Here is a 24,326-nt window from a genome sequence, read left to right on the forward strand (position 1 = left end):
TTGACCATCCTGGTTTACCAACGTCAAATGCGACGTAATCCGCTCGGCCGTCTCCCCGCCGCCATCGCCGGACTGGTCCTGCTCTGTGTCGTGCCCGGCGTACGCGCGGCACCGGCGGCCGCCGCGTCCCAGGTGTGCTTCCTGTCCTGCGACACCCTCGACCCGTCGCGGGCCGCGCAGGAGACGTTCCCGGTGCCGCAGAAGAACCTCAACCGCCGCGAACTGGTGCTGCACGTGTCGGACGCCGACGGCATGGCCTGGGGAAGCATCGACGACGGCACCACCGGCGACGCCGTGTGGCTCGACCGGTCCTGGGACGGCGGACAGACGTGGGAGGGCCTGCTCGGAAAGGCGAGCATCCCCAGCACGTGGACCGGCACGCGGACGCTCATGTACAACATCTCCGACCCGCGCGCCCACCGCCGCGGCCTCATCCGGGCCTGCGGTGACGCCGGCGCGGTCGCGTGCACGGACTGGGTCTACCCGACGGTCTGCGACGTCCACTGCGACCGCACCGACGCGGGGCAGGCGAACGGCGACAGCCGGCCCGTCCCGGCGACCACCCTCTCCGGCCGGGTGATCCGGCTGCACGTCGATCAGAACGGGATGGCCTGGGCGAGCACCGAGGCGGGCGCCCCGGGCGACGAGGTGTGGCTCGACCGTTCATGGGACGGCGGCGCCACCTGGCCCGACGGCTCTTCGCTCGGCCGCCTCTCGGTCGCGAGCGGCGCGACGGGCACCCGTACCACGATGTTCGCCACCCGAGACCCGCGCGGCCGGCTCTACGGCGGCGCCGTCCGGGCCTGCGGCCGGGCGGTGTCCGGGCAGAACGGCAGCTGCACGGCATGGGCCCGGCCCGCGCCGTCCCGCGCCCCGGCGGCCGCGGACGCCCTGATGTACTCCTACGACCCCTACGCCGGATGGTGGCCGAGCAGTTGGTGGAACTCCGCGGCGACGCTCACCACGCTCATCGACCACGGCGACCACCAGTACGACTGGGTCATCGCCCGCACGTTCGACCAGAACAAGGGGACGTTCGCGGCCGGGCAGCGCGGCACCGATCCGATCGAGGGGAACTTCGTCAGCCGTGCCATCGACGACAGCGCGTGGTGGGGCCTCGCGTGGGTGGCGGCGTACGACCACACGGGCGACCGGCGTTACCTCGCCATGGCCACGACGATCGCGAACTACGTGAACCAGTACTGGGATCCGGGCACGTGCGGCGGCGGGGTGTGGTGGGACCGGGAACGCACGTATAAGAACGCGGTGACGAGCGGCCTCTACCTGCGGCTCGCCGCGTCGATCCACCGCCGCACGCCGGGCGACACCGTCTGGCTGCAGCGAACCCGCACGGCGGCGACCTGGTACCTGAACAGCGGGCTGATCAACTCCGCGAACCTCGTCAACGACGGCCTCACCCAGGACTGCCGCAACAACGGTCAGACGGTCTGGACCTACAACCAGGGCCTCGCCATCGGCGGCCTGGTCGAGGCGTGGCGCGCCACCGGCGACGCCACGCTGCTCGCGGCCGCGCGGCGACTCGCGGACGCGGCGATGACGGGTCTCACGCAGAACGGGATCCTGGCCGAGTCGTGCGACGCTGGACAGAGCACCTGCGACGACAACCAGAAGCAGTTCAAAGGGATCTTCAGCCGTTACCTCGCCGACCTCGCGGCGGCGACCGGGAGCTCCGCCTACCAGTCGTTCGCCCAGCGGCAGGCGGACTCGATCTGGGCCGCCGACCGCGACCCGCTCAACCGGATCGGCCAGCGCTGGGCGGGCGGCAGCCCCAACCCCTCCGACTGGCGCACCCAGGCCAGCGGCCTGGGCGCCCTCACCGGGCCGCCCCGAACCGGTCCCTGAGCCGGTTCACCGGCGGTGTGGCGTGGCGGCCGGTGGCCGCCACGCCACACGCGCGGTGTCCTCTCTGGAATCAGGTGGCGGCGCAGGTCGGGGTCGGGGCGGAGTTGGAACCGGAATAGGTCGCCTGGAATCCGAACGACGTCGAGGCGCTGGGATTCAGGGCGCCGTTGAAGGAGGCGTTGGTCGCCGTGACGGCGGCGCCGGACTGGGTGACCGTGGCGCTCCAGCCGTTGCTGACGGACTGGTTGCCGCCGAAGGACCAGGTGACCTTCCAGCCTCGCGTGGCCGCGGTGCCGGAGTTCTTCACGGTCACGGTGGCGGTGAAGCCGTTGCCCCAGTCGTTGTCCACGTGGTAGCTCGCGGTGCAGGCCGAGGTGCCGCCGCCACCTCCGCCGCCACCTCCGCCGCCACCGCCACCGCCCGAGCCCCCGCCGACCGGGTCGAAGGCGGTCGACTTGACCGAGGACAGGTAGGCGTCCTTCGTGGTGTTGACGGTCGTCCAGTCGTCGTTCAGGATCCCGCCGGTGTCCCCGGAGTTCGGGTTCAGGCACCAGAAGGTCCACTGGAACGAGTCCGTGCCGGTGCCCATGTACTTCACCAGGGCGGCGAGCCACTGCTGGTCGATGGTCGACTGCAGCGTGGTGCCGAACTCACCGACCCAGACCGGTGCGACGTTCTGCTTGAACAGGTAGCCCCAGAACCTGTCCCACACGCCGGGCAGGTTGTTGGGGAAGTCGGAGGCGTGGAACCAGGTCTGGTCGGACACGCTCGTGGCGTAGTCGTGCGCGGAGTAGACCAGGCGGTTCGCCACCGAGAGACGGACCGGGTAGGTGCCGGCGCCTTCGAGGTTGCCGCCCCACCAGCCGGAGTCGCCGTTGTAGGTCTGCACGCCCTCGACGAAGATGAGGAGGTTCGGGTTGACCGAGAGCACCGCGTTGCCACCGCGCTCGGCGGCCAGCCGCCAGTCGGTCGAGGTGTCTCCGCAGCCCCAGCAGGCCGGATCGTGCGGCTCGTTGTGCAGGTCGATGCCGACGACGGCGGGGTTGTTCGCGTAACGGCTCGCGATGGCCTTCAGGTTCGCGATCCAGGTCGACTCCGGGACGCTGGAGGTGTACCAGAGCGCGGACTGGCCGGAGGAGTCGGGGCGATGCCGGTCCAGGATGACCCGCAGGCCGATGGACCCGGCGTAGTCGACGATGTGGTCCATGACCTGAAGCGAGTTCAGGCCCTGCAGATCGGCGTTCTTGCCGCTCGAGAAGTCGATGCTGTTGGGCACCGTGCCCGGCTTGAAGATGTCGTCGGAGTACGGCAGGCGCAGCGTGTTGTAGCGCAGCGACTTGATCTGGTCGAGCAGGTTCTTGTAGTCCCTGCTCCACAGCCCGTGCACCACGTAGTTCGCCGTCTCGAAGCCGAACCAGTTGATGCCCGCGATGCGTACCGGAGCGCCGTTCGAGTCGAGGATCTGCCGGCCGCTGGTGTGCCAGTAACCGGTGCCCGCGGCGCGTGCCTTCGGAGCGAGGGAGACGCCGCCGGTGAACGCGGCGAGGAGGGCGAGGAGTAGGACGACCAGCGGGATGGATCTAACTTTCAGGCGTGCTCCCTGGGCGAGCATGACACCACCTAACGTCAGTCATTTCGTGCGGTTCAGGCCCCGGCGTCCCCCCGATGTCCCGGATTATGGGAGCGCTCCCACAGCAACGTCGAGGCGACCGCCCAGGATGGTGGAGCGGAGATCCACGCCGCGGCGTCCGCGCCGATGCCCCTGGGGTACGAACCGCCGGGGGTGACCTGCGGCCCGACGCGAGCGCGCGCCGGGTCGCCGCCCGCCTCCGGCCGAGCCGCGGTGCGGGCGGCGCACGCCCGTGAGCATGAAAGTTTCGCCACGCGCCGTCGGTCACGTGCCCTCGGTCACGTGCCGTCGGTCACGTGCCGTCGGTCACGTGCCGTCGGTCACATGCCGTCGGTCACGCGCCGTCGGCGCCGCGGTCGGCGCGGATCCGCTCGGGCGGTCGGTCACCGCCCGAGGCGTGGCCGACCCCGCTTCGCGGCGAGACGGCGCAGCGCGCTTCCGTACGCCCGTGCGTACGCGCGCTGCAGCAACGGGGCGGCGGGCCCCGCCAGGCGCGTCATCCAGCGGGCGGGCCTGCTGAAGGCGGTGATCGTGAACCATACGGCGTCATCGTCGTCGCGTTCGAGGACGAAGCTCTCCTCGCCGCATTCCGGGTGCCCGGGCAGGGTCCCGTACCCGAAACCGGCGCGGCGCTCGCCGTCCTCCGCCCAGACGACGAGGCACGGCGCGACCAGCCGCAGCGGCCCGATCCCGAGGGAGATCCGGACCCGGACGCCGGACCGGGCGCGGGGAGCGGCGCCGCCGACGCGCGCGCCCGTCGCCCGGTGCATCCGCCACTCCAGCAGGTCGTCCGTCGCCGCCCGCATGACGTCCGGTCCGTGGCCGATGAGGACCCGATGACGCAGGTGGTGGTAGCCGGGCGGCAGCGGACCGTCCCGCGTGGCGCCCACCTCGGCGTAGGTCGGTTCGGCGCGGTCATCCTGTGGCATGGGAGCCTCCGATCGCCGGGTCCGGTCCGGTCGGCCGCAGGCGCCGCCAGGCGAGGACGCCGCAGAACGCGAATCCGAACGCGTTGAGGGCGCCGTGGGTCGCGGCCATCCAGGCGATCGGCAGGTGCGGCAGGCCGGTCGCCTCGCCCAGGGCCCAGTCCAGCGCGAGCAGCATCGTCACGGCCAGCACGGACGCCGACAGCGCCAGCAGCCCGCGCGCGACCGGATCCGTCTCCACGCCGCGTACGTCCCGCCAGGTGAGCCAGCCGACCAGCCACATTCCGGCGGTCAGGATCGCGGCCCCGGCCAACTGGACCCAGTCACCGACGAAGAATCCGACGAACACCACCGCGGTCCCGCCCGGGACGGTGAGCGCCGCCGCGCGTGCGGGTGCGCTGTCGCCTTCCGCCCGGCAGACCAGCCCGGCGATCAACGCCGCCGCGAAGCCCGCGAAGTGGAAGTGCGCCTCGGTGAGCCGGAGCGTCTCCAGCCGGAACCCGAACAGCCGGAACCCGGAACGCTCCGCGACCAGGGCCGTGCCCGCGACCGCGGGCGTGACGAGGGCGGTCAGGAAGGCGAGCTCACGCGGGAGCGGCGAGCGGCCTGGCGGCGGACCGAGGTCGGCCGCCGCCGGGTCGGACCGAGCGGCCGTTCGGCGACGGACGATCCGCCAGGGTGCCTGCAGGGCCAGCGCCACGGTGAACAGGGCGTACGCGCCGGCGAGGACGCCGGCGGTCGCGCCGCGCGGCAGCCATAAGGCGATCGAGCCCAGTGCGGCGCCCGCCGGCCAGAGGGTGCGGAGCCGGGTCAACCCCGGCCCGTCCATCAGGGTCAGCCCCATCGGAACGACGACGAGCATCCCCACCGCGATCACGATGTCGACGAGCACGATCATGTCGATCGACCCCACATTTGAACGTGTTCAACGTCGCGGCCACCCTACACCCCGAACCGGGCGTCTTCCCACCGTCGCCGCCGTGTGTGAGAGTGACCGCGGCAGACCACCTCGAACACGAGCGCATCGACCGCGCGACGGAGCGATCGCCGGATCGTCCCGGCGGGCGGGGATGGGGGAGACGTGCGGGACGACGTGGACGCGCGCACCACAGGCCCGGTCGCGGTGGACGGCGGGTGGCGTGAGGTGGGCGAACGCCTGCGCGTCCTGCGGCGGATTCCCGAACTGGGCGGTCTGCCCCGGCGGCGGCTCCGCGAGCTCGAGCCGGAGTTGCGGCTCGTGGAGGTCGGCGCCGGAGACGTCGTGTGCGAGGAGGCCGGTCCGGCCGACCGGCTCGTGGCGGTTGCCTCCGGCGAGCTCGACGGGCCGGTGACGACGGTCGACGGCCGGTACGGGCGCACGGTCCGCGCGCTCACCCCGGCGCGGCTGTGGACGCTTCCCGCCGACACCGCGCGAGGCGCGCTGCGGGCCACGGCGGAGACCGGCACGGCGGGGCTGCGCATCGACGTGCGCGGGGTCGGCCGGCACATCGGCGGCCGGCGGACGCTGCAGGACATCTCGCTGACCATCGAGCCGGGCGAGCTCGTCGCGATCGTCGGCGCCAGCGGCAGCGGGAAGACCACCCTGCTGGACGCCGTCTCGGGCGTACGCCCGCCGACGACCGGCGAGGTGCGCCTCGACGGCGACCCGGACTCCTTCGGGTACGTCCCGCAGGACGACATCATCCACCGCGAGCTGCCGCTCGCCCGCACCCTCCGGTACGCCGCGCGGCTGCGCCTTCCGGCGGGCACCTCCGCCGACCGCGTCGACGAGGCGGTCGGCCGGGTACTGCGGGCCCTCGACCTCACCGACCGCGCGGACACGCGGGTCGGCTCGCTGAGCGGCGGTGAGCGCAAGCGGGCGAGCATCGCCGTCGACCTGCTCACCCGGCCCAGGGTGCTGTTCCTGGACGAGCCGACCTCGGGGCTGGACCCGGCGACGGCGGCCGACTTCATGCGCCTGCTGCGCCGCCTCGCCGGCGCCGGCTCGACCGTCGTGGTGACCACGCACGATCCGCCGGACGTGGCCCTGTGCGACAAGGTGGTGTTCCTGACGACCGACGGCCGGCTCGCGTTCTTCGGCACGCCGGACGCCGCGCGCACGTACTTCCAGACCGATCACATCGAGGAGGTCTACGAGCGTCTGGCCGACGAGGACACCCCGGAGGAATGGGCGCGGCGGTTCACGGCCGCCCGCGGTGTTCCGGAGGACCCGCCCGCGCCATCGGGCGAACCCGCCGCGGCCGGCCGTCCGGCGCCGGACCGCCGTCCCGCCGCGGGGCGCCGCCCGATGCCGGACCGCCGTCCCGCCGCGGGGCGCCGTCCGGCGCCGGGCCCCCGTGCCCCGGCGGGCCGCCGTTCCGTGCGCGCGCTCCGGCAGTGGCGGGTGCTGACCCGGCGGGACCTCGACATCCTGCTCCGCGACCGGCTGACGGCGGCGATCCTGGCGGGCTCACCGGTGATGGTCCTGCTGATGTTCGCGGTGCTGTTCCGGCCGCACGCGTTCTCGTACGCGCGCCCCAGCCCGGCCGCCACGGTGATGATCCTGTTCTGGATCGCGTTCGGCGGGTTCTTCTTCGGCCTGACGTACGGGCTGCTGCAGATCTGCACGGAGCGGGCGATCCTCTGCCGCGAACGCCTCGCCGGCCTGGGCATCGCCCCGTACGTCGCGGCGAAGGTGGCGGTCCTGCTGCCGCTGCTCGCGGTGGCGGACGCGGTGATGCTCCTCGTGCTGCGCGCCCTGGACCGGCTGCCCGCGGCGGGCTGGTCCACCTACGGCGAGTTGTTCGTGACCCTGCTGCTCACGTCGGCGGCGGGGCTCGGCCTCGGCCTGCTCATCTCGGCGGTCGTCGGCGATCCGGCGCAGGCGACGATGGCGCTGCCGATGCTCTGCTTCCCGCAGGTGCTGTTCGTCGGCGCGATCCTTCCCGTGCCGGTCATGGCGGTGGCCGGCCGGGTGCTCAGCTACGGGATGTCGAACCGGTGGGCGTTCGAGGCGCTGGGCCACAGCCTGGGCGTGGCGCGGCTGTGGGCCCATGGGCGATCGCCGCTCGGGCCGCCGCTCCTGGCGTCGTACGGAGCGACCTTCTCCCGCCCGGTCGTCGTGGACTGGGTGATCCTCACCGGGTTCACCGCCCTCTTCCTGGCGCTGACCTGCGTCGTGCTGGCGCGCGGGACCGCCTACGGCCGACGGTAGCGGCGTCGTCCGGCCTGGAAACCCTGTCGCCGCCGTAGGCGGTCAGCAGCGCTCCCGTGCCTTCAGCCCCTGATGCGACGGGCGACGGTCGCGGTAGGTCTGCTCCGCGAACCGTACGAACCGCTCGACGTCGGCGAGATTGGACGCCAGCCCGATCGACACGCGGACGGCCCCGCCGCTCGGCAGGCCCAGCATCCGGAGGTGTTCGTCCAGCGTGTCGACCCTTCGGCCGGCGGACCTCATGAGGGCGTCCCGATCGATGACGAACGCCGCCTCGCCCGCTCCGGGATTGCAGAAGCAGCCGGTCCGCAGGGAGATGCCGAGCGCGGCGCTGTCGCGTTCGACGACGCGTTCGTCGACGATCCGGCCGTCCGGGTCGCGGAAGTTGAACGCGACGGTCCCGCCGCGCCGGTCGGTGTCGTGGGGGCCGTAGACCTCGACCATCGGCCGGCCGTTCGTGTGCCGCAGTCCGTGGAGGCGGTCGAGCAGCCGGCCGGTGAGGCACCTGACGCGCCGGTGGATCGTGTCGACCCCGATGCCCTCCACCCAGTCGATGCCGACCGCCACGTCCGGGATCGCCAGGAAGTTCAGGGTGCCGTCCTCGAACGCCGTCTCGTCCCCGGCGAGGACGTGCCAGTCGCCCTGGGCGCTGACCGCCTGGATCGTGCCGCCGGCGAACCAGGGGCGCCGCAGCCTTGCGAGCGCCTCGCGGCGGGCGATCAGGCACCCGACGCCGGTCGGGTAGCCGAACACCTTGTACCAGCTCACCGAGACGAAGTCGGGATGCGTGACGCCGAGGTCGAGCCGGTTGGTGGGCACGTACGCGGCCGCGTCGAGCAGCACGTCGTAGCCGTTCTCATGCGCGAGGTCGATCCACTCCAGGGGATGTTGCACGCCCGTGAAGTTGCTCTGTGCCGGGAACGCGAAGAGTCCGCCGCGGCCTTTCCCGAGTGCCGCGCGGACGTCGCCCGCTTCGGTCCGTAGGTCGGGGCCCCGCATCGGCACGTATTCGGTTCCGGCGCCGTGTTCGCGGGCGAACTCCCGAATTCCGTTCACCGAATTGTGGTTATCAAGGGTGAGGACGTAACGACTTTCTCGGTCGAATCGGTAGGATTCACCTATCAGCCGACACGCACCGCTCGCATTCGGTGTGAAGATCGCGGCGTACTCGTCGGCGGACGCGTTGAAGTGGGCGAGGATCCGCGCTCGGGTGTGCTCGACCAGCTCGGTGGCGCTCGCCGAGGTCGGGTTCGACGAATGCGGATTGCCGAAGCAGTTCCCGCGCATCCGTGCCGCGTGCGCGGAGATCTGGCCGTCCGCCGGCAGGCCCGCCCCGCCGTAGTCCAGGTAGAGGTGACCGCCCGCGTCGAGGTACGCGTAGTCCGTCGCGCGTAGCTCGTCCAGTCGCCGCGTCAGCGGATAATCCGGATAACGTGCGAGAAAATCGCCATCGATATTGTCGTCGCTGATCTGCTCGGCCTTGAGCTCGGTCACGGCCGCACGCTCCAAGAGATCATGACAGTCCATATCGCCGGATCTGTCGCATATCGCCGCATTCAACCGCGATTTCCGGTATGCGACAAGTGCTTTGCAGGCCGTATTACCGCCGGTCAGTCGCGGACCGGCCCGCACGGCCGACCGGCCGCCGCTCCGCACGGAGGCGTTTCGGCGCCCGCATCCGGGGCAGGGGGCTCGGGGTAAGCGGTCGCGAGCGGCTCTCGAGGGGCCGGGCCATGAACCAGTCCGAAACTTTGATCAGCGTCCTCCAAGAGGACCACAACGACCTGCGGCAACTGCTGATCGAGCTCGGCTATCTGGTCGAGTTCGAACGCCTACGGCGTTCGGTGACCCAGTTGCTGATCGCCGAGATGGTCCGGCACACGGTCGCCGAAGAGACCTACATGTACCCGGTGGCCCGCACCCATCTGCCCCAGGGGACGCGGATCATCGAGCGCGAGATCGCCGGGCACATCGAGCTCGAGCGCGTCCTGAGGAGGATGGATCTACCCGACCTGACCAGTGCCGAGTTCTCCAGCCTCCTGGCGGAGCTGAACGCCGAGGCCGGACCGCACGCGCGCGCCGAGGAGAACCATCTGTTCCCGCTGCTGGCCCGGTACCTGACGCCGGAGGAGCTCGTCGCGGTCGGGGAGAACGCGGCGGCGGCCAAGGAGAAGGCGTCGCTCCGGCAGTACCTCGCGCAGCCGGACTCATCCCTGCGGGACAGGCTCGTCACCTCCGGGACGACCATGGTCGAACGGGTCCGCGCGTATCTGCACGGCGGCGCCTACCCGCTCTGACCGGTCAGCGCGCGCTGGGCGTGTTCGCGGAGGGCAGGTCCTCGGGCAGCAGGAGGCGCAGGTCCGCCACGCCGGGCGACCGCATCCCGCCGAGCCGCCTCGCCTGATAGGTGATCATCGTCTCCAGCATCTGCCGGACGAGGCGCGCGTTGCCGAAGGTCCGGTCCCGCGGCAGGGCGTCGAGGTACGCGCGCACCGCGGCGAGAGTCTCGGGAGCGCACTCGTAGCCCGCGGTCACGGCCTGGTTCCGCGTGATGGCGACGAGCTCGTCGGTGCTGTAGTCCTCGAATTCCACCTGCCGCGAGAACCGGGAGGCGAGGCCGGGGTTGGAGTTCAAGAAGCGCCGCATCTCGTCGGTGTAGCCGGCGACGATGACCACGACCTCGTCGCGGTGGTCCTCCATCAGCTTCAGCAGGGTCTCGACCGCCTCACGGCCGAAGTCGTTGGACGCCCCCTCGGGGGTCAGGGTGTACGCCTCGTCGATGAACAGCACACCGCCCAGCGCGCGCTGGAAGACCTCCTTGGTGAGCTGCGCGGTGTGGCCCACGTAGCGGCCCACGAGGTCGGCGCGCGCCACCTCCACGAGCTGGCCGCGCGGCAGCACGCCCAGGCTGTGCAGCAGTTCGGCGTAGAGCCGGGCAACGGTGGTCTTGCCGGTACCGGGCGACCCGGTGAAGACGAGATGCCGGCTGAGCCGGGGCACGGGCAGTCCGGCGGCCTCCCGCTGCCGGGCCGTCGCAAGGAGGTCCACGATGTCCTTGACCTCGCGTTTCACGCCGGCCAGGCCGATCATGTCCGACAGCCGGGCCAGCAGCGTCTCGCGCTCCGCGCCCACCGCGCCGTCCGTGGCCGCGGCGTCGCTGACGTCCTCCGGCAGCAACAGGCTGAGGTCGCCCTCGGCCGGGTCGGTCATGGACGCGAGCCGGAACGCCTGCCGCTCGATCATCTCCTCGAAGACCAGGCGCGCCGTACGGCCGTTGCCGAAGGTGGCGTCCCGCGGCATCCGCTCATAGTGCGCGGCGAGCGCCTGACGGGTGGTCGGGTCCAGTTCGTAGCGGTGGCTCTCGCAGATCTTCTCGGTGATCGTGACGAGCTCGTCGACCGAGTAGTTGGTGAACTCCACGGTCCGGCTGAACCGCGAGGCCATGCCCGGGTTGGCGGACAGGAAGGTCTGCATCTCGGCGGTGTACCCGGCCGCCACCACGACGACCTCGTCGCGGTGGTCCTCCATCAGCTTCACGAGGGTGTCGATGGCCTCGCGGCCGAAGTCGTGCGAGCCGCCCCTGCCCTCGGTGACGAGCGTGTACGCCTCGTCGATGAACAGGACGCCGCCGAGCGCCTCGTTGAACGCCTCCGTCGTCTTGATGGCGGTGGCGCCGACGTACTGCGCGACCAGGTCGGCGCGGGAGACCTCCACCAGGTGCCCGGAGGGCAGCAGGCCGAGGGAGGCGAGGATCCCGCCGTACAGCCGGGCGACCGTGGTCTTGCCGGTGCCGGGCGGGCCCGCGAAGATCAGGTGCCGGCTCATCGGAGGGGCCGGCATGCCGAGCCGGGCCCTGCGCTGCGAGAGCTGGTTCAGGTTGACGAGCGCGCGCACCTGGCGTTTCACGCCCTCGAGGCCGATGAGGGACTCCAGCTCCTCCAGCGGCCCGGCGGGCGCGGGCGCGCGGGTGTCCTTGCCGCCCGGCGCGCCACCGGTCTCCGCGGCGACCTCGTCGCCCCAGGAGTCGGGGACGGCGTTCCCGGAACTGTCCAGGTCGCGCACTGTCAGCCGGCCGCCGGGGCGGGACTGCCGCAGCCCCGCGCCGCGGTTGTCGCGCACGGCGCAGCCGGTGACGGTGACGGCCTCGGCGGTGTCGACCCGGACGCCGTCACCGACGCTCCCGGTGATCTCGCAGTCGCCGAACGTGGCCCGCGCGCCGGCCATGAGGAGCACGCCGTGGGCGCCGGAGTCGCTGATCCGCGCCCGGGTGAGGCTCAGGTCGCCGCCCTCGCGTACGACCACGCCGGAGGCGTCGCTCCCGGAGACCGCGCAGTCCTGGATCGTGCCCATCCCGCCGGAGTCGACGGCGATCCCCGCGTCGCCGGGAGAGCGGAGGTCGCAGTCGCGGATGGAGACGTTGGCCCCGCTCGCGATGCGCACGGCGGCGCCGCCGGCCCGTTCGACGACGCAGTGCTCCAGCCGTCCGCGCCCGTCCTCGGTGACCTCGACGCCGGTCCCGCCGGCCGCGGTGATCGTCGCGTTGCGCACGAGCGGGTTGGCGCCGGACCGGATGGCGATCGCGGTGCCGGCGGCGTCCACGACCTCCAGCCGGTCGAACTCCGCGACGGAGTCGTCCGCCAGCAGCACGGACGCGGACGCGTCGGCGCATTCGCGCACCGTCGCGTCGATCAGCGTCGGCGAGCTGGACCCCACGACGCTGATCGCGGGCGCGGCCGACCCGGCGAACTCGCAGTCCTCGAACGTGCCGCGCGAGTGTTCGGTGACGGACAGCCCGCTGTCCTTCGTACGGGCCGTCCGGCAGCGTCGCAGCAGCGGATCCGCGCCCCCGGCCAGCACGATGCCGGAACCGGCGGTGATGTCGGTGACCGCGACCTCCTCCAGCGCCGGGCGCGACCCGCTCGTCACGTACACGCCGGTCGCGCAGTCGCGAACGCTCGTCCGCACGATCCGGGTGGCGCTGTCGCCCTCGAGGGCGATGGCCGGTTTCGAGGTCGTGGAGATCTCGCAGTCCTCGATCACACCCTGGGCCTCGCCGTTGGCGAGCACGCCGTTGCCGCGGGCGTCCCGCAGCCGGCAGCCCCGGATCGTCGACCGGGACTTCTCCCCCAGCACGACGGCGGAGGTGCCGAGGTTCTCGATGAGACAGTCCTCGATGACGCTGGCCGCGTCCGCGGTGTCGACGATGCCCGCGCCCTCGGCGTTGGTGATCCGGCAGCCGCGCATCGCGAGCGAACCGGACCCACGGGCCAGCACGGCCGTCCAGCCGGAACCGGCCACGGTGCAGCCCTCCATCGCGACCTGCCCGCGCGCGGCGTCGACGACCGGCACGTCGTCGCCGCCACCGCGTAGCGTGAGGTCGGTGAGCATCACGGCGTCCGCCACGAGCATCACCGCGGTGCCGCTCCGCGGGCAGATCTCGACGCTGCCCCGGTCCCCGTCGGCCACGATCGTGACCCGGGTGCGGATGAAGAGGCTCTCGGGGTACCGGCCGGGCCGGATACGGATCACCGACCCGGTACGTGCCGCCGCCAGCGCCTCCTCGATTGTCCGGAAAGCGCCTGGCTCATCCGGGGAGACCGTGAGCAACTGCCGAGACACGCTGAACCCTCCTCGGGTCGGTGGGGGTGCCGACGAGACAACCATCATGCCGTTCGCGCGGGCCGCTTGACACCCTCGCCCGCAAGGCCTCTGACCAGCGGGGATACTTGTCCCAGGCGACAAGAGAACGACAAGATCGGATCTCTACGCTGAGCGCATGCGACGTGTCCCCCGGCGCCTGCGCGCCGTGGCGTCGGTGGCCGCCGCCACGGCCTCGCTTCTCGTCTCCGCCTTTCCCGGAGCCGCGGCGGCCACGGCGTACGAACGGCCCCCCGGCGCCGCGCCCGGCCCTGTCGGCCTGCCCGTCATCCCGTCGGTGCTCGCGTCCGGCCGGTCGTGCACCGGTGCGTCCCCCACCCCGGCCCACGCGCAGCCGTGGACGATGAGCGCGCTCGGAGTGGCCCGGGTCCGCGAGCTCAGCGACGGAACCGGAGTCACCGTCGGCGTCGTGGACACCGGCGTGGCCGCGAACGTCCCCGCGCTGGCCGGCCGGGTCACCGCGGTGGCGGACGCCGGGCAGGACTGTGTCGGGCACGGCTCCTTCGCGGCCGGCCTGATCGCGGGGCGTGCCGAGGACGCGACCGGCGGCGGGATCGCGCCCCAGGCGCGGATCCTCGCCGTCCGCGGCACCGGCAAGAACGGCGTCGCCTCGCCGGGCACGGTCGCGGCGGGCATCCGCGCCGCCGTCGACCGCGGCGCCGGCGTCGTGTACGTCGGCGCGGCCCTGACCGAGGGCAGAGCGGAGCTGACGGCCGCGGTCGCCTACGCCACCCGCAAGGACGCCGTCGTGGTCGCGCCGGCCGCGCCGGACGCCGTGCCCACCACCGTCGGCGGGACGCCCTCGGCGCCGCCCGCGCGGCCCTACTTCCCCGCCTTCATCCCGCAGGTCGTCGCGGTCGAGGACTTCGGGCCGGACGGCTCGCGCCCGCAGGAGGCGCCGAACGTCTTCGCCGCAGACCTGGCCGCGCCCGGTGACGCCGTCGTGAGCATCGGCCCCAAGGGCGCCGGGAACTACATCGGGTCCGGCTCCTCGCTGGCCGCCGCGTTCGTCGCCGGTACGGCCGCCCTCGTGCGCGCGTACCAGCCCCGGCTGACGGCGGCCGAGGTGGCGAACCGGCTCGTCGCGTCCGCCTACCCCGCGACCAAGCCGGTCCTGGACCCGTACGCCGCCGTGGCGGCGGTGTCGTCCCCGGCGGCCGCACGGCCGACGCCCGCGGCCGCCATGCGGTTGCCGGCCCGGACCGCCTCACACGCCGCCCGCACCCGTGCGCTGGTCGTCGCCTCGGTCGGAGGCGGGCTCGTGGCCCTCGTCGCGGGCGCGGCGGTGATCGTCCCGCTCGGCCGGGCCCGGGGCTGGCGGCCGGCCGGCGGCGACCCCTCGAAAGAACGACCGAAAGTGTCCACTTCGGCGTGACGACGCCTGTTCGGGGCGGTCTCCGGCGTCCGCCCCGGCGGTCCGGCAGCCGAGCCGGAGCCTCGCACCGGGAGGGCATCGGAGGGGTCACCTGACTCCGGCCGGTCAATAGCGGCAAGTCGGCGGCAAGGAGTCGCCAAGACCACGGCTGAATCGTTGAAGCTTCATTAACGGCCGAGGTCAAGTAGCGCCGTGGCCGGTCCGCAATGACGAATCGTGAGAATGGGGTCGCCTTCCATGACGCGCAGCCGAGTGCTGGACCGGCCGTCCGCGGCCGCCCAGAGAGTAGCCGTGCCGCGACGGCATGACGCCCCGCGTGTTCCGGCCCGGCCGCACGATCTGGCGCACGACGACGCCTTCTCCCGCGTGCTGTACGAGAGGCACGGCGCCGTGCTGCTCAACTTCGCCCTCCGGCTCTGCAACGGCGACCGGCACCGGGCCGAGGACATCGTCCAGGAGACCGCGGTACGGGCCTGGCAGCACCGCGAGATCCTCGACCCCACGACGGACCGGGTCCGCACCTGGCTGTTCACCGTCGCGCACCGGCTCGTGATCGACCACTACCGCGCCCGGCAGGCGCGGCCGAACGAGGTCGGCGACGGTGAGTCCGAAGAGCGCGCCGTGCCCGATCCGGCCGAGCGCGTCGTCACGCTCCGGGCGGTGCTCGAGGTCATGAACGAGCTCACCGAGCAGCAGCGCGAGATCCTGATCTACACCTACTACCTCGGCCACAGCGTGGAGCAGACGGCGGCCGCGCTCGGCCTCGCGCCGGGGACCGTCAAGTCCCGCGCGCACTACGCCATGCGCGCGCTGCGGGCGTCCCTGCGCGACCGCGCCGTGATGGACTGAGCGGCGCCGCTCCGGTCTCCGAGCCTCCCGGAGAACCCCCGGTACGTCGGCCCCCGGGAGCCGGCCCCTGGATCGAACGGCGCCGCTCGTGAGCGGGTCGCGGATCGAGCGGCGCCCCTCGTGCTCTCGGCTTCAGTCGAGCATGGCCGTCTGGACCTGCACGGCCTTGCGCCGGGCGATCCGGATCGCCCGGCCGGGCGGCAGGATGCGGCCCTTGACGTTGCCGAAGAGGTATCCCTCGTCGGGCGGGCAGGACATCAGCAGGGACGGCGTGTTGACCTCCTGCAGGCGGCGCATCATCATCTCGCCCATGCCGCGGCCAGCGCCTGCGGCGGAGCGGGCGACGACCATGTGGAGCCCGACCTCCCACCCGAGCGCGAGGTGGTCGACGATCGGGTCGAACGGGTGCTGCATGGGGCCCGCCCCGACCATGTCGTAGTCGTCGACCAGGATGAACAGCCGGGGTCCGTTCCACCAGTCGCAGAGCCTCATCCGGGCCGGGGTGATGTCCGGTCCCGGCACCCGGGCCTTGATCGCCTGGCCCGCGCCGACGACCAGGTCGCGCAGCGCGTCGATGCTGACCGCGTGCCCGAGGCGGTACTCCTCGGGCACCACCTCGACCAGCTCACGGCGGTAGTCCACCACCATGATACGCGCCTCCGCGGGCGTGTACCGCTCGGTCACGGCCCGCGCGACCAGGCGCAGCAGGTTCGTCTTGCCGCTCTCGGTGTCGCCGACGACCACCATGTGCGGGGTCTCGGCGAAGTCGTGCACCACGGGGGAGAGCCGCTCCTCCTCCAGGCCGATCGCCACCCGGAAGTCGCCCTCGGGCGCCGGCAGCTCCCGCACGCTGAGCTGCGCCGGCAGCATCCGCACCGGAGGCGCGGGAGGGCCGGCCCAGCTCTCGCGCACCGCGGCGACCAGGCCGGCGATGCCGTCGGCGAGGTCGTCGGCGCTCTCCACCGAGTCGATGCGCGGCAGCGCCGTGAGGTAGTGCAGTTTGCTGTCGCGGGTGATGCCGCGTCCGGGGGCGCGCGGCACGCTCGCCGCGCGGCGGGTGTCGACCTCCGAGTCCATCGGGTCGCCCATCCGCAGCTCCAGGTGGGTGGCGGCCTGGTCGCGCACGGCCGCCGTGAGCTCCACCCACCGTGCGGTGGTGACGATCAGGTGGATGCCGAAGCTGAGGCCGCGCGCCGCGATCGCGCTGAACGTCTGGATGTACCGGTCGAAGTCCTGGCGCACCGTCGACCAGCCGTCCACGACGAGGAACACGTCGCCGTGCGGCTGGTCGGCGAACTCCCCGGCCGCCCGGCGGCGCCGGTAGGTCGCCATCGAGTCGATGCCGCCCCGGAGGAAGAACTGCTCGCGGTCGGCGAGCAGCGCGGTGACCTCCGCGATGGTGCGGCTGACGCGCTCGTGGTCCAGGCGGCTGGCGACCCCGGCGACGTGCGGCAGGCCGGTGAGGCCGGCGAGCGTGCCACCACCGAAGTCGAGGCAGTAGAACTGCACCTCGCGCGGCGTGTGGGTGAGCGCCAGGGCGCTGATCAGCGTGCGGACGAGCGTGCTCTTGCCGCTCTGCGGGCCGCCGGCGATGGCGACGTGCCCGCCGGCCCCGGACAGGTCGACGACCAACAGGTCGCGGATCTGCTCGAAGGGCCGGTCGACGATGCCGACCGGCACCGTGAGCCCGCCGCGCCGCTCCCAGTCGACGGTCGTCAGGCCGAACGCGTCGTCGGGCGCGAGCGGCGGGAGGATCTGGTCGAGGGTGGGCGGCAGGTCGAGCGGCGGCAGCCACACCTGGTGGGCCGGCGGCCCGGCGTCGCGGAGCTGTTCGACGGCCACCGACAGCAGGGTCTCGGCGGTCTCGTCCGGCTCTTCCGGCGTCACCTCCACCGGGGCGGGCTGGACCTGGGCGATCCGGGACGCGGACCAGGGGACCACCTGGCTCGCCACCCGCGCCTGGTCGGCCTTGCCGCGTCGCCGGTAGGGACCGGAGGAGTAGGCGGCGCGGAACCGGGTCAGCGCCTCCACGCCCGTCTTGAGGAAACCGGCGCCGGGCTGCGGCGGCAGCTGGTGGGCGTCGGGCACGCCCAGCACGCCGCGGCTCTCCATGGCCGAGAACGTGCGCAGGCCGATGCGGTAGGACAAATGGCTCTCGAGCTGGTGCATCCGGCCCTCGTCGAGCCGCTGGGAGGCGAGCAGCAGGTGGACGCCCAGGCTGCGGCCCAGCCGGCCGATCATGACGAACAGCTCCATGAAGTCGCGGTGCGCGGCGAGCAGCTCGCTGAACTCGTCGACCACCACGAAGAGGCTGGGCAGCGGCTCCAGCGCCGCCCCGGCCGCGCGCGCCTTCTCGTACTCGAGGGCGGAGACGTAGTTGCCGGCCGCGCGCAGCAGCTCCTGACGGCGCATGAGCTCGCCGTGCAGCGCGTCGCGCATGCGGGCGACGAGCGCCGCCTCGTCGGCCAGGTTCGTGATGACCGCGGAGACGTGCGGCAGCTCGTCCAGGCCGAGGAAGGTCGCGCCGCCCTTGAAATCCACCAGGACGAAGTTGAGCGTCTCGGAGGAGTTGGTCAGGGCCATCGCCAGCACCAGGGTGCGCAGCAGCTCGCTCTTGCCCGAGCCGGTGGCGCCGATCAGCATGCCGTGCGGGCCGGTGCCGCCCTGGGCGGACTCCTTGATGTCCAGCTCCACCGGCTTCCCGTCGGCGCCGACCGCGATCGGGACCTTCAGCCGTTCCGCGGCGGTGCGCTTGCGCCAGAGGGTGTGGGGGTCGTGCCGGTACAGGTCGGGGATGCCCAGGAGGGCGGCCAGGTCCGTGGTGGCCGACAGCGGCTCGGTGTTGTCGGCCCCGACGCCGAGGCGGTACGGCGCGAGCCGCCGGGCGAACGCGGTCGCGGTCCGCACGCCCAGGCGGTCGGGGCGGCCCAGCAGAGTGAGCTGCTCCTTGCGCTCCCGGTCGGTGCGGACGAGCCGGGTCTCGCCGTCCTGCACGTCGAGGCGGAGGGTGGTACGGCCGGGCCGCCACGTCAGCGCTCCGGACAGGTCGAGCACGACGACGTTGCGCATGCCGGGGCCGTCCAGCGCGTGCCCGGCGGGCACGGTGCCCCCGTCGACGATGAGCACCGTGTAGGGCTCCTCCCGCGCGGGCATGGCCTCCGGGTCGTACGCCGGCCGCTCCCAGAACTCCGCGCCGAGCATGCCCTCCAGCTCGGGGAAGTCTGAGGCGATCATGCGGACCTGGCCGGCGGCGTCGGTGTCGTGCGGGTTCAGGTTGTGCGGCAGCCACTTGACCCATTCCCACTCCGCCAGCCGGTCCGGGGCGACGCACAGCGCGATCCACAGGTCGTCCGGAGAGTGGAAGAGGGCGAGCTGGGCGACCAGGGCGCGGACGGCGCCGCGGATCTGCGCCTCGTCCCCCCGGAAGAGCACGCGCGCCCAGGACTGCAGGTAGACGGCGGTGGGCTGGTCGGGCACGGTGGAGTAGGCCCGGACGAAGCCGCGCAGCGCGTGCGCGGTGAGCGGCTCGAGGTCCTGGACCGGTTTGGTCGTCGTCGGCGCCAGCCGCAGGCCCAGCTTCTGGTCGCCGACCGCCAGCCGCGCCTCGGCGAAGTCGGGGTCCGAGGGGCGGCGCTCCCACATCCGGGTGGTGCCGACCATGGACCACAGCGTCTGCGGCGCCGGATGCCGCCAGGCCAGGGCGCGCTGCTGTTCCCGCACGGCCGCGCGCACCTTGCGCCGGGTCTGGGAGAGGTAGCGCAGGTAGTCCCGGCGGGCGCCCTTGAGCTTCTCCTTGCGCTCGCTGCTCTTGCGCATTCCCTGCCCGACCAGCATGGCCCCGGCGGCGAGGACCATCAGGCCGAGGGAGAGCGGCAGGAAGCTGTTCTTGGCCCCGCTGCCGCGCGTCATGTACATCATCACCATGGCCACCGACATCAGCGCCATCGGCAGGTACGTCCAGACGGCGGAGTTGTCGGGCACGGTCTCGGGCAGCGTGGGAGGCTCCTGAAGGCTGAGCTCCCCTTCGGGCATCTCGGGCGGACGCCGGCGCATCGGCCTGCGGAACAGCACGAAACTCAACGGACGGCCTCCTGGCGTGGTACGACGAAGCGCCGCGCCGGCGGACGGTGGTCGCCGGGCGCGCTCGGCGGAGTGGAGAGCCGCGGAGGGGACCTGCGGAGCAGGCCGGTTGCGTCACCGCGAATCGTACAGCGCGGCGTGCCTCCGGCGTCGCCGATCGGCGCGCGCGGAACTTTCGCGCGGTGATTCGTGAATCGGGGTGAACCGCTCGGCCGTCACGTGCGTATGCCCAAGTGGAGAGCACTGCGCAGACGGACCGACGTGGAGTAATGACCCATTCACGCGCCCCCGCTCGGCGACGGCGGCGGGTGTTCGTGGAAAGAACGAGTGAGCCCCATGAGCAAGAGCTCGGCGGCGGACCTGTGCCGGCTGACGGTACGCGCCCCCGCCAAGACCATCGACCTGGCCGTACCGGCCGACGTCCCGGTCGCGGACCTGCTTCCCGCCGTGCTCGGCTACGGCGGGGACGACCTCGGCGAGACCGGGATCGAGCACGAGGGCTGGGTGCTTCAGCGCCTGGGCGGACCTCCGCTCGACGAGGACGCCACCCTCGAGTCGCTGGACCTGCACGACGGCGACACGCTCTACCTGCGGCCTCGCACCGAGACGTTGCCCGAGGTGCGGCTGGACGACCTGGTGGACGGCATCTCCACCACGATGAAGGACAGCCCGTACGGGTGGAGCCCGCAGGCGAGCCGGCGGCTGCTGCGCGGCCTGGCGGTGTTCGTGATGCTGGCCGTCCTGACGGTGCTCGCGCTGCCGAGCGGACCGGCCGAGCAGCGGATCGTGACCGCGGGCGCCGCCGCGCTCCTGCTGCTCGCCGGGGCCGCGGCGGCGAGCCGTGCGGTGGGCGACGCCGCGTCGGCCGCGCTCCTGGGCGTCATGGCCGGTCCGTTCCTGATCCTGGCCGGATGGCTGCTGCCCGGCGGCCGGCTGTCCGGGCCGGACGGCTTCGAGGTGGCGGGGGCCCGGCTGCTCGCCGCGTCCGCGGCCGAGGCGGGCGGGGCCGTGCTCGCGCTGGCCCTGGTGGCGGCGTACACGGCGCTGTTCGTCGGCGCGACGGTGCTGGCGGTCGCCGGAGCCCTCGCCGGGGCCCTCATGATGGTGGCGGGCTTCCCGCCGGAGGAGGCGGCCGCGGTGGTCGCCCTGCTCGCGGTCGTGTTCGGCGCGTTCGTGCCGGCCTTGTCGTTCCGGCTGTCCGGGTTGCGCATGCCGCCGCTGCCGACCAACCCGGACCAGCTCCAGGAGGGCATCGAACCGCGCTCGCCGAAGGCCGTGGCCGCCCGCGCGGTCCTGGCGGACGGCTGGATGACGGGGCTGTACGGCACGGTCGGGCTGGCCTGCACCGCCTGCCTGGCGGCACTGGCCCACCAGGAGGATCTGGCGCAGCTCGTGCTCGGGGCCGCGCTGTCGCTGCTGCTCGTGCTGCACAGCCGCGGCCTGGGCAACGTCTGGCAGCGCCTGTTCATGGCCCTGCCGGGAGTGTGGGGGGCGGCCACGATCGTCGCCGTCGAGGTCGCCAGGACCGGGTCGACCGGCCGGGTGATCATTGCCGTGGCGCTGATGGGGGCGACCGCGGCGCTCATGATCGCCGGTTGGACGGTGCCCGGCCGCCGGATGGTGCCGTACTGGGGCCGCGCCGCCGAACTCCTGCAGAGCCTGGTCGCGATCAGCATGCTGCCGCTGACCCTGTGGGTCCTCGGCGTGTACGGCGAACTGCGCGCCATCGGCTGACCAGGACACGAGAGCACGACGGAAGAGGCGCCGATGCAGTCCCGCCGCGACCAGGTCCACGCCCACATGTTCGTCATGGGCCGCATCACGTCCGGAATGCTCCGGGCGGATCCGGACGCCCCGGAGAGCCCCCAGGGCCGGACGAACCGGGGGGTGATCATCGGCATCGTCATCGCCGTGCTGCTGTGCGGCGGGGCGTTCGTCTGGGGCCTGATCTCCCCGGGCCGGTCCGCCTCCTGGCAGAGCGCGGACAGCCTGATCGTCGACCAGGAGACCGGCGCGTCCTACCTCTACGTGGACGGGCGGCTGCGCCCGGTGCAGAACTACGCGTCGGCGCGGCTGATCGGCGGCACCAAGCTGACCGCGCACCACGTCCGGACCAAGTCGCTGGACGGGACGCCGCACGGCCAGCCGGTGGGCATCGTCGGGGCGCCCGACGCGCTGCCGTCGGCCGGCGGTCTGGCCTCCGGGGCGTGGGCGGTCTGCTCCGGCTCCGGGGTGGGGGGCTCCGCGGCGCCGGTCACGACCCTCGCCGTCGGGGTGGGCGACGCCGGCGGCGACGGCGCGCTGACGGCCGGGCAGGGACTGCTGGTCACCACGCCCGACGCGCACGTGTACCTGGTGTGGCAGGGCAGCCGGCTGCGGCTGGACCCCAAGGGCGGAGCGGCGGCCCTCGGCTACGGGGGCCGGACACCGACCCCGGTGTCGGCGGCGTTCGTCGACGCGCTGCCGGCCGGGCCGGACCTGGCCGCCCCCGCCGTATCCGGCCTGGGCGGTGCCGGGCCGTCGCTCGACGGGCACGCGACCCGCATCGGGCAGGTCTTCAGGATCGGGGTGCTCGGTTCTAAGCCGCGGTACTACCAGCTGCGCCAGAACGGCCTGGCGGAGGTCACCACGACCGTCGCCGCCCTGATCCTGGCCGATCCCGCCGTACGCACCAAGGCGTACGGCGGCCGGACCCCCGAAGCGATCACCCTGGCGCCCGACGCCCTGAACGGCCGGATGGCGCCGGACCCGGCCTCCGCCGGTGCGGTGCCCGAGACGCCGCCGCGCCTGGTCGACCCTCAGCCGGACCAGCACGCCTGCGTCCGGATCCAGCCGACCGCCGTGGGGCCGCGGGTCAGCGTCGCGCTGCAGGACCCGGCCTCGCTCGGCGTCGTCGCCCAGGCGGCGACCACGTCCGCGTGCGTGCCCGTCGACCGGATCACCGTGCCGCCCGGCGGCGGCGCGCTGGTGCGCGTCCTGCCGGCGGCGGGCGGCACGGTCGGCGGCACGACCTACCTGGTGACCGACACGGGCACCAAGTACCGCGTGGCCTCCGCCTCCGACCTGGCGGCGCTCGGGTACTCGACCGGCCAGGTGGTGGCCCTGCCGTCGCCGCTGCTGAACATGCTGCCGACCGGGCCGGACCTGAGCGCGGCGGCCGCGCAGGCGGGGATCTCCTCGAGCACCGCGCCGCCGTGCGCCGCTCCGGCCGCGGCCCCGACGCAGGGGCCGGGCAAGGCGACGACAACAGGTCCGGGCAAGGCGACGACGCCGGGGCCGGGCAAGGCGACGACAAGTTGACGGCAAGTCGGGGTCATTACCACGGAGTACGGAAGGAGACGCGAACCGGTCGACGGCGGCGCGCCGATGGCGGTGCCGGCCGGGCGAACCTCGACGCACGATCTCGCTCTCGGTTTCCCGTGAGCACCGAACCAGAGAGGCAGGCGCAGCGTGGCAGGCATGCAGCAGTCAGAGGTCAGGGCGACCAAGAACGGTATCCAGGCCCTGGAGATGGCGTACACCGGGATCACCAAGATCAAGCAGGACGTCGAGTCCACCCGCTTCAACCTGGCCACGGGGTACAAGGGCTCGGACGGTCAGGCGTTCCAGGACCTCGTCAACTCCTGGGAGCAGCAGGCGGACGTCATCCTCAAGAACCTGCAGGACATGGTCGACAAGCTGAACCAGACCCTCACTTCGCAGCACCAGCAGCAGGGCTCCAGCAACGACCAGATCAACCAGGGCTACCAGCAGGCTCAGGCCGTCTTCAACGCCCTGCACGGCTGACCCCCGAACGACCCCGGCTCTTTCCTTCTGACGAGAAACGAGGACATCGATGAGCGAGGACTTCACCGACGGTTTCATCTACGTCGACTACAACCACATGGGCAACGCCGCCGACGACCTGGTCTCCCAGACCAAGGCCATCGCACAGACGATCTCCAACATGGAAATGGAGCTCGCCGAGCTCAAGAAGCAGTGGATCGGTGACGACGCCCAGACCTACAACCAGAAGCAGCAGGCCTGGGACAACGCGATCAAGTCGATGGAGCAGATCCTCACCAGTCACTCGCAGCTGCTCGACGAGATCTCCGGCAGCTACAAGTACAACGAGAACAGCCTCAGCCAGATGTGGTCCGAGGTGCGGATCGGCGGTTGACCGCCCGCCTTCGGCCGCCCGTGAGCGGGCGGCCGAAGGCGGACGGCGTACGGACGCCGGAACACCCGGCGGCGACGGGCCGGACCGGCCGGCCCTGGAACTGACAGACCTCGGAGAAGCGGAGCCATGGCGGACAAGACAAAGCTGGCGCTGGACAAGACCTCGCTGCAGAACTTCGTCAACCACGACATCGCAAACTTCAAAGACTCCATCGACAAGGTCGCGCACAAGACCGACACGAACAACACGCCGCCGATCGACGTCCTCCTGGGCAAGGGCCAGACGGCCCCGGGCGAGGAGTTCTACCAGAGCCACGCGCCCCTCGCGATCGGCGCGCTGGGCAAGGACTCGGGGACAGGCGGTAAGGCGATCGTCGATGCGATCACGACGTCGGCGCAGTCCATCTCCGACATCTACAAGAAGCAGCTCAAGCTCTTCACCGATCTGGACAAGTACCTGAACACCACGATCACGAAGCTCATGGACGGCCAGCACGACTCACTGACGAAGATCGACGGCAAGATCTTCCTGGACACCCTGGGCACGGTGCCCAGCGACTTCCAGACCACCGGCGGCGACACCACCACCTGACC

At 72.5% G+C, this 24,326-nt stretch carries 16 protein-coding genes; 10 read left to right on the forward strand and 6 right to left on the reverse strand.

From position 1 onward, the window contains the following. The first annotated feature begins 27 nt into the window (after positions 1 to 27). Positions 28 to 1,863 (forward strand): glycoside hydrolase family 76 protein, encoded by a 1,836-nt coding sequence (locus tag AB0L00_RS20915; protein WP_364436490.1) that lies wholly within the window; start codon positions 28 to 30, stop codon positions 1,861 to 1,863. Between the two features lie 70 nt (positions 1,864 to 1,933). Here AB0L00_RS20915 and AB0L00_RS20920 read toward each other — a convergent pair whose 3' ends face one another. The 3 genes from AB0L00_RS20920 to AB0L00_RS20930 all read right to left on the reverse strand — a co-directional run bounded on the left by AB0L00_RS20920 (position 1,934) and on the right by AB0L00_RS20930 (position 5,317). Further along, the gene (locus AB0L00_RS20920) at positions 1,934 to 3,475 is read right to left on the reverse strand and encodes a cellulase family glycosylhydrolase (protein ID WP_364436493.1); all 1,542 of its coding nucleotides are present in this window, start codon (positions 3,473 to 3,475) and stop codon (positions 1,934 to 1,936) included. Positions 3,476 to 3,876: 401 nt separating this feature from the next. Beyond that, entirely contained in the window at positions 3,877 to 4,422 is a 546-nt protein-coding gene (locus AB0L00_RS20925) for a DUF1990 domain-containing protein (RefSeq protein ID WP_364436496.1), read from the reverse strand. Beyond that, positions 4,409 to 5,317 (reverse strand): YndJ family protein, encoded by a 909-nt coding sequence (locus tag AB0L00_RS20930; protein WP_364436499.1) that lies wholly within the window; start codon positions 5,315 to 5,317, stop codon positions 4,409 to 4,411. Before AB0L00_RS20930 ends, AB0L00_RS20925 begins: the two co-directional genes overlap by 14 nt. 183 nt (positions 5,318 to 5,500) lie before the next feature. Here AB0L00_RS20930 and AB0L00_RS20935 point away from each other — a divergent pair, with 183 nt between their 5' ends. Further along, a complete protein-coding gene (locus AB0L00_RS20935) occupies positions 5,501 to 7,612 on the forward strand; it encodes an ATP-binding cassette domain-containing protein (protein WP_364436501.1) in 2,112 nt (703 codons plus the stop codon). 42 nt (positions 7,613 to 7,654) lie between these two features. Here the strand turns inward: AB0L00_RS20935 and AB0L00_RS20940 are convergent, their stop codons facing one another. Further along, positions 7,655 to 9,106, reverse strand: coding sequence for an aminotransferase class V-fold PLP-dependent enzyme (locus AB0L00_RS20940; RefSeq protein WP_364436504.1), 1,452 nt, complete (start codon positions 9,104 to 9,106; stop codon positions 7,655 to 7,657). Positions 9,107 to 9,345: 239 nt separating this feature from the next. On the opposite strand from AB0L00_RS20940, the gene AB0L00_RS20945 reads away from it, so the two are divergent. Then, positions 9,346 to 9,909: a hemerythrin domain-containing protein gene (locus AB0L00_RS20945; RefSeq protein WP_364436507.1), complete on the forward strand. Its 564-nt coding sequence runs from the start codon at positions 9,346 to 9,348 to the stop codon at positions 9,907 to 9,909. A gap of 4 nt (positions 9,910 to 9,913) precedes the next feature. Here AB0L00_RS20945 and AB0L00_RS20950 read toward each other — a convergent pair whose 3' ends face one another. Further along, entirely contained in the window at positions 9,914 to 13,231 is a 3,318-nt protein-coding gene (locus tag AB0L00_RS20950; protein ID WP_364436510.1) for a right-handed parallel beta-helix repeat-containing protein, read from the reverse strand. Between the two features lie 157 nt (positions 13,232 to 13,388). Here AB0L00_RS20950 and AB0L00_RS20955 point away from each other — a divergent pair, with 157 nt between their 5' ends. Both AB0L00_RS20955 and AB0L00_RS20960 read left to right on the forward strand, forming a co-directional pair. Continuing rightward, positions 13,389 to 14,645, forward strand: a complete 1,257-nt coding sequence (locus tag AB0L00_RS20955; RefSeq protein ID WP_364436513.1) for a S8 family serine peptidase — start codon at positions 13,389 to 13,391, stop codon at positions 14,643 to 14,645. A 291-nt stretch (positions 14,646 to 14,936) separates the two neighbouring features. Next, positions 14,937 to 15,494, forward strand: coding sequence for a sigma-70 family RNA polymerase sigma factor (locus AB0L00_RS20960; protein ID WP_364436516.1), 558 nt, complete (start codon positions 14,937 to 14,939; stop codon positions 15,492 to 15,494). Positions 15,495 to 15,626: 132 nt separating this feature from the next. Here AB0L00_RS20960 and eccCa read toward each other — a convergent pair whose 3' ends face one another. Then, positions 15,627 to 19,574, reverse strand: a complete 3,948-nt coding sequence (gene eccCa / locus AB0L00_RS20965; protein WP_364436519.1) for a type VII secretion protein EccCa — start codon at positions 19,572 to 19,574, stop codon at positions 15,627 to 15,629. Between the two features lie 336 nt (positions 19,575 to 19,910). Here eccCa and eccD point away from each other — a divergent pair, with 336 nt between their 5' ends. The 5 genes from eccD to AB0L00_RS20990 all read left to right on the forward strand — a co-directional run bounded on the left by eccD (position 19,911) and on the right by AB0L00_RS20990 (position 24,324). Beyond that, positions 19,911 to 21,308, forward strand: a complete 1,398-nt coding sequence (gene eccD, locus AB0L00_RS20970) for a type VII secretion integral membrane protein EccD (protein WP_364436522.1) — start codon at positions 19,911 to 19,913, stop codon at positions 21,306 to 21,308. Between the two features lie 33 nt (positions 21,309 to 21,341). Further along, complete coding sequence (eccB, locus tag AB0L00_RS20975; RefSeq protein WP_364436525.1) at positions 21,342 to 22,874, forward strand: type VII secretion protein EccB; 1,533 nt, start codon at positions 21,342 to 21,344, stop codon at positions 22,872 to 22,874. Between the two features lie 159 nt (positions 22,875 to 23,033). Beyond that, a complete protein-coding gene (locus AB0L00_RS20980) occupies positions 23,034 to 23,360 on the forward strand; it encodes a WXG100 family type VII secretion target (RefSeq protein ID WP_364436528.1) in 327 nt (108 codons plus the stop codon). Between the two features lie 49 nt (positions 23,361 to 23,409). Next, positions 23,410 to 23,733, forward strand: a complete 324-nt coding sequence (locus AB0L00_RS20985; RefSeq protein ID WP_345350326.1) for a WXG100 family type VII secretion target — start codon at positions 23,410 to 23,412, stop codon at positions 23,731 to 23,733. Positions 23,734 to 23,859: 126 nt separating this feature from the next. Continuing rightward, positions 23,860 to 24,324, forward strand: a complete 465-nt coding sequence (locus AB0L00_RS20990; RefSeq protein WP_364436531.1) for a type VII secretion system-associated protein — start codon at positions 23,860 to 23,862, stop codon at positions 24,322 to 24,324. Positions 24,325 to 24,326: the final 2 nt, after the last annotated feature.

The organism is Actinoallomurus sp. NPDC052308 (assembly GCF_040679195.1).
Lineage (GTDB): Bacteria > Actinomycetota > Actinomycetes > Streptosporangiales > Streptosporangiaceae > Actinoallomurus > Actinoallomurus liliacearum.